Source organism: Pseudochrobactrum sp. AO18b (genome assembly GCF_000409565.1).
Taxonomy (GTDB): domain Bacteria; phylum Pseudomonadota; class Alphaproteobacteria; order Rhizobiales; family Rhizobiaceae; genus Pseudochrobactrum; species Pseudochrobactrum saccharolyticum.
Genome location: NZ_ANNO01000094.1, coordinates 1 through 14,305, shown reverse-complemented (window position 1 = coordinate 14,305; position 14,305 = coordinate 1). Strand labels below are relative to the sequence as shown.

General features: G+C 51.5%; 8 protein-coding genes. 3 read left to right on the top strand and 5 right to left on the bottom strand.

What is annotated here, in order from left to right; translation table 11 throughout:
- Positions 1-17 precede the first annotated feature (17 nt).
- From A918_RS0104280 to A918_RS0104265, 4 genes are all read right to left on the bottom strand, one after another.
- Entirely contained in the window at positions 18-968 is a 951-nt protein-coding gene (locus A918_RS0104280) for a YbhN family protein (protein WP_022709857.1), read from the bottom strand.
- A 173-nt stretch (positions 969-1,141) separates the two neighbouring features.
- Positions 1,142-2,923 carry a YbaL family putative K(+) efflux transporter gene (gene ybaL / locus A918_RS0104275; RefSeq protein ID WP_022709856.1) on the bottom strand — a complete coding sequence of 594 codons (1,782 nt, stop codon included), beginning with the start codon at positions 2,921-2,923 and terminating at the stop codon, positions 1,142-1,144.
- Between the two features lie 342 nt (positions 2,924-3,265).
- Complete coding sequence (gene secD, locus A918_RS19410; RefSeq protein WP_022709855.1) at positions 3,266-5,800, bottom strand: protein translocase subunit SecD; 2,535 nt, start codon at positions 5,798-5,800, stop codon at positions 3,266-3,268.
- 143 nt (positions 5,801-5,943) lie between these two features.
- Positions 5,944-6,333, bottom strand: a complete 390-nt coding sequence (locus tag A918_RS0104265; protein WP_022709854.1) for a hypothetical protein — start codon at positions 6,331-6,333, stop codon at positions 5,944-5,946.
- A 543-nt stretch (positions 6,334-6,876) separates the two neighbouring features.
- Between A918_RS0104265 and A918_RS19405 the strand changes: the two genes are divergently transcribed.
- The 3 genes from A918_RS19405 (at position 6,877) to A918_RS0104245 (ending at position 12,577) form a co-directional block, all read left to right on the top strand.
- Positions 6,877-9,219 (top strand): mechanosensitive ion channel domain-containing protein, encoded by a 2,343-nt coding sequence (locus A918_RS19405; RefSeq protein WP_198013271.1) that lies wholly within the window; start codon positions 6,877-6,879, stop codon positions 9,217-9,219.
- Between the two features lie 189 nt (positions 9,220-9,408).
- Positions 9,409-9,693: a hypothetical protein gene (locus A918_RS0104255; protein WP_022709852.1), complete on the top strand. Its 285-nt coding sequence runs from the start codon at positions 9,409-9,411 to the stop codon at positions 9,691-9,693.
- Between the two features lie 373 nt (positions 9,694-10,066).
- Positions 10,067-12,577, top strand: coding sequence for an FAD-dependent oxidoreductase (locus A918_RS0104245; protein WP_022709851.1), 2,511 nt, complete (start codon positions 10,067-10,069; stop codon positions 12,575-12,577).
- 114 nt (positions 12,578-12,691) lie between these two features.
- On the opposite strand, the gene A918_RS0104240 is transcribed toward A918_RS0104245, so the two are convergent.
- The gene (locus A918_RS0104240; protein WP_022709850.1) at positions 12,692-13,690 is read right to left on the bottom strand and encodes a GlxA family transcriptional regulator; all 999 of its coding nucleotides are present in this window, start codon (positions 13,688-13,690) and stop codon (positions 12,692-12,694) included.
- Positions 13,691-14,305 lie beyond the last annotated feature (615 nt).

The following is a 14,305-nucleotide window of genomic DNA, read 5'->3' as shown; positions in this document are numbered from 1 at the left end:
GGGGGGTTTTTTTGTTTTCAAGACTTGATATCAAGTTTGCGCTTTTTGGAGAACTCACTCTTCTCAAAAATCAGCACGACAATCAGAGAGATACCGAACGGTATCAGCAGATAGAGCAGGCGGAATACAATCAGCGCCGCCAGCACATCGGCCGGATTGAGATTTGGCAGGCCGGTGATGAACAGGAATTCGAGAACGCCGAGACCGCCCGGTGCATTGGAAATCAGAGCTGCCGAGAATGAGATCAGGAAAATACCCAGCACAATTAGGAAGCCCGGATGGTTCACTTCAGGCAGAGCGAAATAGATGATGCCAGCGGCGCCGATCAGTTCCAGCGGGCCGATCAGCAACTGCCATGACACAACGGACAGGCGCGGATAGGATAGCTGGAATTTTGAGCCGATGCGCAAAGGCCGCAATTGCATGAAGCTGCCAAATACATAAAGCGCAACCAATACGAGAATGACGACACCAGCAGCTATTGCGAGGCTTTCAGGAATATCATTGTTAAAGCGCTGAAGCAGCTCCGGCTCAACGAGCAGAACAATAGCACTGAGGATCAGCGTGCCGAGCGCAAAGGTGAAAGAGCAGAAACCGACCAGAACGGCCACTTCTGCACCGGAAAGGCCTTTGGAAGAATAGGCACGGTAGCGGACAACCGCACCGGAAATAACCGAAGCACCGATATTATGGGACAGGGCATAAGCGGTGAAAGAGCACAGGCTGATAAACAGCCATGAGATTTTTTTGTGCAGATGCTTGAGCGCGATGCGGTCGTAACCGGCCAGCGCCATATAGGAAAGCAATGCACAGGAAGCACTCAGCAGCCATTGTTTCAGGGTAATCGCCGCGAGACTGTCAATTACATCCTCAAGAGAAATGCTGCGCAGTTCATTATACAGAAGCCATACGGATACAATAACCGCGCCGATGCCGATTGTCGGCCAGATGTAATCTTTCCATTTCATCTATCAGATGACACCCTTTTGTTGTTGGTGTGGTCACACAAGTCATCACCGGAATTCCGTCTTTTAAGGGCGGATGTCTGCTGATTGATTCCACATCACTCATTTGTAACAGGTATTCACATGTTGTCAGTTTTTATACTTCGTCACTTTTAACGATTTTTATGTCTTAATCATTAATTTATGGAACTTAAGGGTTCTTCAGGTGAAGTTTCTGTCAAGTTTTTTACATAATCTGTCTTTGTTTCGGAAATTTTTCCGAGAATGCCGCGGGCAATTTCTTCTTCTGCCAGAATAATCGTACCAATCCCGAGATCACGCAGATAATCAGCCTCAACGACCGATTCAGCACGGGCAATAATATGCAGGGACGGATTGATCTGACCGGCCTGCGCAATAACACGCGCTGTCTCAAATGCATAAGGCAGAGCGAGGATCAGGCATTGAGCATTTGCAAGACCGGCTCTGGCCAGTGCATCGGCATCGGCGGCATTGCCGAGAATAACTTCGACACCTGTTTCACGTAATTCTGTGGCTGGTTTCTCGGCATTCTCAATCACGACGAGCGGGCGCTTTTCTTCAATCAGTCTGGCTGCAACACGCGAGCCCACCTCACCATAACCGGCAATGATCGTGTGGCCGGTCTGTGTGGTTGCATAGGTGCTGAATGCATCTGCCGCGCTGTTTTCGTCATCAGCGTCGAGATCTGTGACATCTGCGGATTGTTTCGCTCCAGGCTTTCTTTCAATAAACGGACGCAGTTTTTCAAAGCCGATAAAGACCAGCGGATTACAGAGAATGGAAAGAATAGCACCGGCCAGCACCAGATCGCGTGCTTCCGGCGGCATGATTTTCAGCGATACGCCAAGACCGGCCAGAATGAATGAGAATTCACCGATTTGCGCAAGGCTGGCGGAGATGGTCAGCGCGGTGCCTGTCGGATGTTTGAACGCGCGCACAATAAAAAAAGCGGCAGCGGATTTTCCGATCATGATAATCAGCAATGTCGCCAGCAGGGACAGAGGATTATTAATCAGCACCATCGGATCGAACAACATGCCGACCGAGACAAAAAACAGCACCGCAAATGCATCACGCAGCGGCAGGGATTCCTCGGCCGCCTGATGGCTGAGTTCTGATTCACTCATCACCATACCGGCAAAAAATGCACCCAGTGCCAGTGAAACGCCAAACAGGTTGGCAGCGCCAAAGGCCACGCCAAGCGCAATGGCCAGCACGCCGAGGCGGAAGAGTTCACGCGAGCCGCTGGCGGAAATCACCTCAAGCACCCATGGCACAACTCTTTTGCCGACTATCAGCATTAGTGCAATGAAGACCGCGATTTTGATCAGTGTCAGTACAATGATGCCGGTAATGCCAAGCCCCAGATACGAAGCAATAGGGTCTGACGGAACCGTACCGGAATTGCCATGTAACAAACCGGCAATGGCTGGCATCAATACAAGCGTCAGCACCATGACCAGATCTTCAACAATCAGCCAGCCGACGGCAATGCGGCCACGATCGGTTTCCATCAGGCGACGCTCCTGCATAGCGCGCAGCAGCACAACGGTCGATGCAGTGGAGAGTGCCAGACCAAAAACCACAGAGCCTGTGAGATCCCAGCCGATAATCAGGCCGAGGCCGGTGCCAAGAGCGGTTGCGGCAAAAATCTGCGCCAGCGCTCCCGGAACAGCGATGGCTTTGACTGACAGCAGTTCCTTGACGGAAAAATGTAGGCCGACACCAAACATCAACAGGATGACGCCGATTTCAGCAAGCTGCAGTGTCAGTTCCTGATCGGCAACAAAACCCGGGGTGTAAGGGCCGCAGAGAACACCGGCAAGGAGATAGCCGACCAGCGGAGAAATGCGAAGGCGATTGGCAATAGCCCCGAACAGAAAGGCCAGACACAGACCAACAACAATCGTAGCGATCAGGGGAGTGTCGTGAGGCATAGCGGCTTGTCCTTATAAAACCAAAGTTCATTGAGTGAAACTCAGTGGACTTTGGTTAAGCCCGAGTGGCGATTGAACTTTCCAAGGCGTGATGCGCAGCATCTCATCGCCTTGCGATAAGCGTCTTTTGCCGTTTGTCTCAACTGCAATATCGGCGGAATTATGCAGGTTCAGAAAAAGGGCAAAGCAGAGAAGGGGATATCGCGCGGCTTTAGAGCGCCGTGCGTCCAATTGGACGCACAAAGGACGCTCTAATATTTGAATGGAGCATCGGAATAATCCGAAAACCGAATACACTTTTCGGTCCGATGCTCTATGCCGCGCGATAAAATCGTGTCTTTGTTACTTGGCAGTCACTGTGTCGTCTGTCTCGCCGAGGCCGCGCTTATGGGTGCGCTCCCACCAGGTACCGAGCAGCATCAGGATCGGTGCTGCAATGAAGATCGACGATGTGGTTGCAATGAATACACCGAACAGCATCGGGATCGCGAAGTTCTCAACCGCGCTGCCGCCCCAGATTGCCATTGGAAGAACAGCAAGGAAGGTACAAAGCGAGGTGTAGATACAACGGGCGAAAACCTGATTGATACTCAGATCAATGATTTCACGCAGCGGTTTGGCCTTATACATACGCATATTTTCACGCATACGGTCATAGACCACCACCTTATCATTGACCGAGTAACCGACCAGTGTCAGCACGGCCGCAATCGCGGTGAGGTTGAAGTCGAGCTGGGTGATGACGAAGAAACCGACCAGCTTGGTGGTATCCAATACCAGCGTGGCAATCGCGCCGACCGCGAAATACCATTCAAACCGCCACCAGAGATAGATCAGCATCGCACCGGCAGCCAGTACCAGAGCGATAAAGCCGGAACGTGCAAGCTCGCCGCTGACCTTTGGTCCTACGACTTCTGTACGCTCGATCTTCACATCCTTGTCGATTGACTGAACAGCTTCGCGAACCTTGTTAACCGCAACGGTCTGTGCTTCTTCGCCGCCATCCTGACGCTGAACGCGGATCAGAACATTTTCAGGGCTGCCGGCATTCTGCAATGCGACTTCACCCAGACCAAGTCCGCCGAGCGAGGAACGCAATTGTCCCAGATCAGCCGGTTGGGATGTGGTGATTTCAACCTGAATACCGCCGGTAAAGTCGAGACCGTAATTCAGACCAGGTTTGAAGAACAGGAACAGCGAGGCAACCGACAGAACCACAGATACCAGAATCCCGAAATAACGGGCTTTCATGAACTGGTAATTGGTGTTTTCCGGTGCAACGCGAACCCAAGGTTCAATCTGCAGAACCTTCAGCTTACGGCGGCGGACAGACCATGCCATGATGATGCGAACGACCGAAACAGCCGTGAACATGGAAATGGCAATACCGAGCATCATGGTGATAGCGAAGCCGCGAACAGGGCCGGTACCGAACATGAACAGCAGAACGGTTGCAATCACCGAGGTGACGTTGGCGTCAACAATGGTTGAATAGGCGGAGTTGAAGCCTTTATCGAGCGCAGCCATAGCGCCCATGCCTTTTTTGGTTTCTTCACGAATACGCTCGTTAATAAGAATATTCGCATCCACAGCAATACCAATACTGAGGATAACACCGGCAATACCGGGCAGGGTCAGCGTTGCCCCGATCAGGGTCAGTGCCGCAAAGGTCAGAACAATATTCAGAAGCAGCGCGAAGTTCGCGATCATACCCCAGAAACCGTAGAGCATGACGATGAATGCGGCGACCAGAATAAAGCCGAGAATACCGGTATAGACACCCATTTTAATGGCATCGCCGCCGAGATCCGGACCAACGGTACGTTCTTCAATAACTGTCAGCGGCGCAGGCAATGCACCGGCACGCAGCAGGGCGGACAGAACCACGGTATCTTCAACAGTGAACTGACCGCTGATCTGGCCGGAACCGCCGGTGATCGGCTCACGGATTGTCGGCGCAGACAGAACCTTGTCATCAAGAACGATAGCGAAAGGACGGTTCACGTTCTTTGTGGTGATTTCAGCAAACTGACGGGCACCCTGACTGTCAAAGCGGAACGAAACAATCGGCTCGTTTGAGCGCTGGTCAAAACCGGCGCGGGCATCGGTCAGGCGTTCACCGCTGAGTGCGACCTGATCTTCGATCGGATATTTAATGTCCGGATTTTTGGAATCTTCCATAATCGTGACGCCCGGAGGCGGCGGGCTGTTCGGATCTGCATCCGCAACCATATGGAAGGCCATTTTAGCCGTTGAGCCCAGCAGCTGACGCAGCTGTGTCGGATCCTGCAGGCCCGGCAACTGAACCACGATACGGTCACTGCCAACGCGCTGAATGGACGGTTCGGAAACACCGACCTGATCCACACGCTGACGGATGATCTCAAGGCTCTGGGTAAGGGCGCTGTCGAGACGGTAGTTGAAACCGGCTTCAGTCAGCGACAGACGGATCTGTTCGCCTGGCGTTGTCACATCAATATCATTGATCGGTGTGCCGAAACCGCTGGTCGATACAGGATTAATCAGGGTTTTCAGTGCTGTTACCGCACGGTCACGCTGCGCAGTATCGGCAATATTGACCAGAACCGCATCGCCGGCCACACGAATGGACTGTGGCTGAATACGTTCTGAGCGCAGCTTGCTGCGTGCATCATCCAGCAATGTACGCAGACGGTCTTTTTTCAGACCGGCAGCATCCACTTCAAGGACGAGATAGGAACCGCCGCGAAGATCAAGCCCGAGTGTGACCTGATTTTTCGGGAACCAGCCGGGCATATTTTCCAGCTGTTGCTTGGTAAAGACGTTCGGCAGGGCAATGAATATGCCCGCCAGAATGATGAGACTGTAAAGATATACAGCCCATTTGGGTGTACGCATGAGAGTAATCCGGTCCGATTGTTTGCGGCAGGAATGGCTATATTCAGACAGACCGTGCCGTAATGCAGATGGAAATCATAAGACCTGTCAGACAAATAAAGTCCAATAGGGCTTATTTTAAAAGAACTGCCGGAAAGCAGAATTTAAATTTGGAAGAAAGCAGGCGGTGCGCGGGCGCGGATAGCGCTCCGGCGGGCATCTGTCTGCGGGTTATGCTGAATGCGCAGAACGGATGCGGAAATGAAAGCTGCCAGAAGGGCAAATAATGCCGGCAGAATGAAAGTGCCGTCAGCACTGAAAGGCAGAGCCTTGCTGCTGAAATAAAGCGCAGGGGTAAGAATTGCCCGAACCGGCGCTGTTAGCGTGCTGTTCGGTGCGCGCCCTGACGGATCAGTGGTCTGAACGCTTTGGCGATCCTGCACCAGTGCTGCGGTCTGATAGCTGATTGAGTTTTGATCACCGGCAGTAATTAATGCCGATTGCAGAGCCAGCAGTCCGGACAGAAACCACAGCAGGCCGAAAGAATAAAGCACAGTGCGAAGAGACAGCCTGTGCTGTTCCTGTCGTGCTTTCCCCGTTATCGCGCTGCAAAGTCTGGATCTGAAAATTGTTCCGGCTCGCTTTTGTCCTGATTTGCGAAAATCATGTCTGACTTGCGTAAATTTGCAGAAGGTCTCCGGCTTATGCAAAAATACTGTTTCATCTCATTAACCATTCAGCATCTTAATCACAAGGAAAATAGCTGACATGACACGGCTTTGTTGCATTTTGCTGACAAAAAACAGTTATGTCTGCTGACGACCTGCACGAGAAGATAAACAATTTCTCTGTGACATGAAGCTGTGGCCTTAATCTTATTTGCGCCTATATTGTGCATAAGAAAGCAGCGTTTGCGCCCATTTATTTCTATGCTGTTATTTGTGGATTGACGGCTCTGAAAAAGCCCCGGAAAAGTCAATAATATGAATCGGACGCAGCAATTTATTGAGAGACAGATTTTGAAACTCCTATCAGCAATCTCCTTAAGGTTTTTATTGTGCTTTGTATTGCTGATGTCAGGCATTGCTGCAGGGAGCGTGACCGGAAACGGCTGGGATACGGCTCAGGCGCAATCCGTGTCGCAAAATCTGGCAGCGCAACAAAAGACGATTGTCGAGGACTTGCGCGTCCAGATTGATGAAATCGGCAAAACTCTCGATAAATCCAAAAGCAATGATGAAACGCTGGCCAATATTAAGGTCAAGCTTGAGGGAATTTCCAAAAAGCTTCTCGATGCCGGTCTCGCATTTCGCCCGCGTCTGAGCGAAATCAATTCACGCCTTGACCAGATGGGACCTCCGCCTGCGGAAGGTAAGCCTGCTGAATCCGAAATTGTTGCGACTGAGCGGGAGCGGCTGACAGCAGAAAAGGCCGAGATCAATACGGTTCTCGGCTTTACCGAAGATGCATCGGTACAGGCCAATCAGCTGATTGAGAAAATCGGCTCCATGCGCCGTGACCTGTTTACGCAGACCCTGTCTCAGCGCGTTGATATTAACACGGCGCTGGTGACCGAGGTTATCAATGCGGCCGGTTATGAAACCAAGACATTTTATTATCTGCTGAAATCATGGTGGGATTTCACGCTCTATCCGCGCCTGTGGACATTGCTTGGTGTTTTGGCGATTTCCGTTATTCCGGCATTGCTTATTCACTTAAGTGCAAGGCGCTGGCTCGCCGATCTTTATGAGCGCGATCCGCTGGAGGACAGACCGAGCTATCTCAGCCGTTTGTCCGTTGCCTTCTGGTCAACAGTCATTCCGTCCGTGGCGATTGTCGTGTTTCTGGGGCTGGTCTATGTGTTGTTCCAGCGTTTTGATCTGCTGCGGCCTGATGTGGCGCAGTTGCTGGCGGCCTTATTTTCTCTTTTCTGTGTGGTGCTGTTTATTTACCGGCTGGCACGGGGCGTGCTTAGTCCCGATATGCCGAACTGGCGTCTGTTGCCGATTGCACCGAAGCCCGCGCAAATCCTGATCTGGTTGCTGACAGCCGCTGCGATTACGCAGAGTATTGAATATTTTCTGGAAATTCTGAATGGCGTGATGTCCTCGCCCTTGTCGCTGACCGTGGCGAAAAGTGTGATCGGCACAGCAATGGTCGGTGCTCTGCTGCTGACGATTGCCTTCCTGAAACCGATTCAAAATCCGAGAACCGGTGAATTGCGCGAATGGCCGAAACTCACCAAGATCATTCTGATCGTGCTGGGACTTGTGCCGATTTGTGCCGCGATTTTTGGTTATATCGGCCTTGCCCGTTTTGTGGCGCAGCAGATTGTGGTGACAGGTGCGTTTATCGTCACCATGTATCTCGGCTTTCTGACAGCCCGCGCCATTACCCATGAGAAAGCTTTTGCCAATACCAGTCTCGGACGGAAACTGCGGGACAAGTTTAATGCCAATGAAGCAACGCTGGATCAGCTGGGGCTGTTGGCGGGTATTGTCATTAATCTTATCGTTCTGCTGATTGGTGTGCCGCTGGTTCTGATGCAGTTCGGCTTCCAGTGGTCGGAAATGAGCACGAGTTTCGTGCGGATTATGACCGGTTTCCAGATCGGTAATTTCTCGATTTCGCTGCTGAGCATTCTGACCGGTATTGTGCTGTTCATTATGGGCTACTTCCTGACGCGGTTGTTCCAGAACTGGCTGGACGGCAGTGTCATGGCACGCGGACGTATTGATCCGGGTGTGCGCAATTCCATCAAAACCGTGGTTGGCTATGTCGGTCTGGCTTTGTCGGGGCTGCTTGGTATTTCTGCTGCCGGTATCAATCTCTCCAGCCTTGCACTGGTCGCCGGTGGTCTTTCGCTTGGTATCGGTTTCGGCTTGCAGAATATTGTCTCGAACTTTGTTTCGGGTCTGATCCTGCTGGCTGAGCGCCCGCTGAAGGTCGGAGACTGGGTACAGACTGGCACTGTCAGCGGTTTTGTGAAAAAGATCAGCGTGCGTGCAACGGAAGTGGAAACCTTCCAGCGCGAGACGATTATCGTGCCGAACTCGACGCTGATTAATGACAATGTCGGCAACTGGACACATCGTAACAAACTTGGTCGTTCCGACATGCAGCTTCTGATCGGTTATCGTACTGATGTGCGCCGGATTCAGGCAATGCTGTTTGAAATTGCCAAGGAAACGCCGCTGGTTCTGAAAAATCCGGAACCGATGGTGTTTCTGATTAATATGACCGAACTGGTCAGCAGCAATATGATGATGCGCTTCGAGATCCGTATTTTTCTGGCCGATATTACCAGCGCTCTCGGTGTGCGTAATGAATTGCAATTCACGATTGTTGAGCGGTTCGCAGCAGAAGGGATCAGTGTGATGCCTTTGCCGTCTCCGATTCCTTTGCCTGAGCCGCATGTAAATTCAGAAGAGGTCGCTTAGAGCTGATCATGAAGGAAATGCCAGAAAGTTGTTCGATTCTTGTCTGGATTAAGCTTTAATTAACTTCTCATTCAGTTGCGGTTCATCGGCAATGATTATAAATAAGGCCATGAAATGATGCGGTGCAGACTAAAATGTGACTGACACAGAGATTGAAACCGCAGTGAAGTTCAGAGTTTGAGGAGTGCTATGGTGAATATGAAAAAAACCGGATTTGGCAGCCTTGTTATGATTGCAGGCATTCTGGCCGGATCAGCATCTGCTTTGGCAGCATCCGTCCTGAACAGCGACAGCACAGCACAGACGCTTGTGGTGACGGAAGGTTCTTCCAAGCAGCAGGTGACAGTGCAGCCCGGTGAAACAGTATCAATCTGCCCGAGTGGCTGTTTTGTGACCTTTCCGAACGGCGACCGCGAGGCGCTGACGGGCAATGAGGCCATCACAATTCTCAATGGCGGCGGTACGCATAAATAACCGCTTCAAAGCGACTGATTTTTTTAAAGCCGCAATGGTCACAACCGTTGCGGCTTTTTCTTATGCTTAAAGCAGCAATCCTTGTTTTAACATTGCCTGTACGGGTGAATTTACACTGCGGAGAGGCCGCGTCGCGGCGCTTTTCGGCCGTGTCGCAAACAGACCTTACAAGTCACTGAACTGACAGCATAGTAAGCGCAATCTGCTTTGAAACACCGGAAGAATGGTGCGTCTCAAGGCGGGAGATTTGCGCCCTGCCACGTTATGACCGCACCGGATAAAGGGGCTGAAATAACAGGCTGTATCAGAATGTTGCAGTGCCGGACCGCTTCAGAACAAGACGCGGCATTGCCGGTTCAGAGGATGAAGTTTCATGAAGACCCATGCCCGTGCGGTGGTTATTGGTGGCGGTGTGGTAGGCGTGTCAACGCTCTATCATCTGGCGAAGAAAGGCTGGGCAGATTCTGTGCTGATCGAGCGCAAAGAACTGACCTCCGGCTCGACATGGCATGCGGCGGGGCTTTTGCCTCTGTTCAATCTGAGCTATTCGGTCGGGCAGATTCACAAATATTCCGTCAAATTCTATCAGGAACTGGAAAAAGAGACCGGTCTGAATGTCGGTTTCAGTAAGTGCACCAATATTCGCTTAGCGCGCACCAAAGACCGCTGGGACGAATATATGTATTATGCCGGTGTGGCGAAGACAATTGGCGTGCCGGTGAATATTCTGACGCCGGAACAGGTCAAAGAAGTCTGGCCGCTGGCGGAAACGGACGGTATTCTCGGTGCGATTCAGCATCCCGATGACGGTTATATCCAGCCTGCCGATCTCACACAGGCGCTGGCAAAAGGTGCCCGTGATATGGGCGCTACGATTTACCGTTACACCACCGTGACCGGTATTGAACAATTGCCGGACGGCAAATGGCTGGTGAAAACTGACAAGGGCGACATTACCGCTGATCACGTTGTGTCCGCTTCCGGCAGTTTCGCTGCGAAAACCGGCAAGATGGTCGGCCTGACCGTACCGGTTGTGCCGGTTGAACATCAATATATTGTCACCGAGCCGCATCCGGCAATCATGGAACGCAAATCGAAAGGCTTGCCGGAAATGGGCGTGCTGCGCGAGAGTGACAGCTCATGGTATATGCGTGAGGAAAATGGCGGTCTTCTGCTCGGGCCTTATGAAATCGGTGCGCCGGTCTGCTATCAGGATGGCCCGTCTGACGAGAGCGAATATGAGCTGTTTCAGGAAGATCTGGAACGCCTGATGCCATATATTGAAACCGCAATTGCGCGTGTTCCTGCCTTTGGCGAGGTGGGGATCAAGAAAGTTTATAATGGTGCGATTGCCTATACGCCGGATGGTAATCCGATTATCGGTCCTGCACCGGGGTTGCAGAATTTCTGGCTCAATGAAGGCCATTCCTTTGGTGTGACTGCTGCGGGTGGTGCCGGCTGGCAGCTGGCCGAATGGATTGTCGAGGGTGAACCATCCATTGATATGATGGGCGTCGATCCGCGCCGTTTCGGCCCTTATGTGACTGAAGGCTATCTCAAGGAAAAAGCGGAAGAAGCCTATGCCGATGTTTTCACCGTGCATTATCCTGATGAGGAACGCACGGCTGCGCGTCCGCTGAAGCGCTCGCCGTCCTATGACCGCCAAAAGGCTTTGGGCGGTGTGTTCGGTTCCGTCTATGGCTGGGAGCGTGCCAACTGGTTTGCACCGGAGGGCTATGGCATTGATGTTGCATCGCTGGACAAACCGGATGTGTTGCTGAACCATAATCATCCGGAGCCGGATGCCAATGGCAAGATTCAGGAGCTCTGGTCGTTCCGCCGCTCGAATTATTTCGAACATGTCGGCAATGAGGTGAAGAATGTCACCAATAATGTCGGCCTGCTGGATATGTCACCTTTCGCCAAGATGGAAGTGACCGGTTCCGGTGCGCGTCAGTGGCTGGAAAGCATTCTTGCCAATCGTGTGCCGAAGAAACAGGGCCGCGTGGCACTGAGCCATATGCTGACACCGCAGGGTGGCGTGCAGAGCGAATTCACCGTCTATGAGTGGAAACCAGGAAGTTTCTATCTGGTGTCTGCCGGTGCCTATGAGAATATCGATCATGATTATCTCTATAAGCTGGCGCCGAAAGACGGTTCGGTTATTCTGCGTCCGATCACCCAGAAATATGGTGTGCTGGTTCTTGCAGGGCCGAATAGCCGAAAAGTCTTGCAGAAACTGACCCGCACCAGCCTGTCCAATGAGGATTTTCCTTGGCTGACAGGTAAGGAAATCAGTGTCGGTACTGCAACCGCCCATGCATTGCGCGTCAACTTTGTTGGCGAGCTGGGCTGGGAACTGCATCATCCGATTGAACAGCAAAACACGATCTATGATCTGGTGATGGAAGCCGGTGCTGAATTCGGTATCAAGCCGTTTGGTATCCGCGCCATGCTGTCAATGGGTATTGAAAAATCCTATCGTCTGATTCCACGCGAAATGTCGGTGGAATATAATGCCTTTGAATCCGGTCTGGATCGCTTTGTTCACCCGAATAAAGGCGAGTTTATTGGCCGTGATGCAGCTGTGGCTGCCCGCGAAAAAGGTCTGCGCTGGAATTTTGTGACGCTTGAAATTCACGGTGTTGAGGATGCGGATGCCCGCGGTTCCGAGGCGATTTACAAAGACGGCAAGCTGGTTGGTCGTGCCACCAATGGCGGCTTTGCTTGGCGTCTCAATAAGAGCATTGCACTGGCAATGGTAAAGCCGGAACATGCTGCAATCGGAACGGAACTGGAAATCAATATTCTCGGCAAAAACTACAAGGCGACGATCGTACCGGAATCGCCGTTTGATCCTGAAAATGAACGCCTGAGAGCTTAAAACTCTCAGTCATTGCAAAGACAAAATCACCGGCATTTCCTTTGAGATGCCGGTGATTTTTTATGGATTGAGCGCAAAATAAAAAGGCCGGTTTTACCGGCCTTTGCAGTGTTCTTAAGCAGCAATCAACTGTTTTCTGTCGGCGCGTTCCTGCTGTGGTGAACGACCGTAAAGTTCGCGATAGCATTTTGAGAAATGCGAGGCGGAGACAAAGCCGCAGGCAACAGCCACCTCAACCACCGGCATAGAAGATTGGATCAGCAGATGGCGGGCGCGGTCGAGACGAATTTCCAGATAATAGCGGGCAGGGGAACGTCCCATTTCCTGACGGAACAGGCGTTCAATCTGGCGACGGGACAGGCCGACATTACCGGCGACATCCAGCAGTGACAGAGGTTCTGTGAGGCAGCCTTCCATCATCTCAATGATTGAGAGCACCTTGGAATTCTGTACGCCGAGACGGGCACGCAGTGGCAGGCGCTGGCGGTCATGCGGTTTGCGTACGCGATCAGTCAGTGCCTGTTCGCAGATGCTGTTGACCAGATTTTCATCAAAATCATCGCCGATCAGTTTCAGCATCATATCCAGTGCCGCTGTGCCGCCTGCGCAGGTGTAGAGATTGCTGTCGATCTCAAACAGATCCGCATAGACCTCAGCCTTCGGGAACGTTTCAGAAAAGCCCGGCAGATTTTCCCAGTGGATGGCGCAGCGTTTGCCGGAGAGCAATCCGGCCGATGCCAGAATATGCGCACCTGTACACAATCCGCCGACGGAAATGCCGCGATTATAGGATTCACGGAGCCATGCTAATGCAGATTTATTCTGATAATTTTCGACATGAACGCCTGAACAGACAAATACCATGCTGGGGCGGTTCTCGCCGATAAGATTGCGGCGCTCATCATCCAGCGATGTGTTTGCAGCAATTTCAATATCGCTGGATGCCATGACAGGCTTACCGTCTGCGGAGGCCAGCCGCCAGCGATAGGCTTCAAAACCGAGCATACGATTGGCAATGCGCAATGGCTCAATCGCCGTGGCAAAAGCAATCATAGAAAAATTCGGCACCAGAAAAAAGACAATAGACCGCTTAAGCCGTGCTTTATCATTCATGGCCATGTTCCCGCATTTTCAGAGCTGTCATGTCGTAAAACAAGATGCTCAATTATTAATTTGTGCAGATCAGATCGGGCCAGAGAAGAGCCGGGTTTATCCTTTAAGGTGCTTTTCCCGTAAAACACTCTCTGTTTTGTCTGAACCGCTTTGTATAGTTTGATCTCTGACAGGCCGGTTTTCTGTCCCACACAGACGGCGCAATCAGGATATCGGTATTGAGACATATTCTTTGGTCTTAGGGAAGTGCGGCCAAATGCCTGTCGCGAAATGGTAATTTTGTATCGAAAAATGGCGTGCAGACGCAAATTTTTTGTAATCTTAGAATTGGTATAAAATGAAATTATGTCGCGAACGCTATATTGTTTGCCTCTCTTGATATCGTGCAAGGCACAGCCGGTAAGGCTCTCAATTATTTCCTGAATTATGTTTTCGTGATGCAACCAGAAAGGGGCGTTCCGCGTTCCTTGTCATGAAACTGTTCGTTTTCTGTCAGGAGTGATGCGGTTTTCTAAGGTTATTTTTTGAGAAAACGCCCCGTGACTGACAGGCGATCAGGTTTTGGCTCATGATTTGGGAGATATCTTGATGAAAACTTCTGTATTCGCCCCGCTT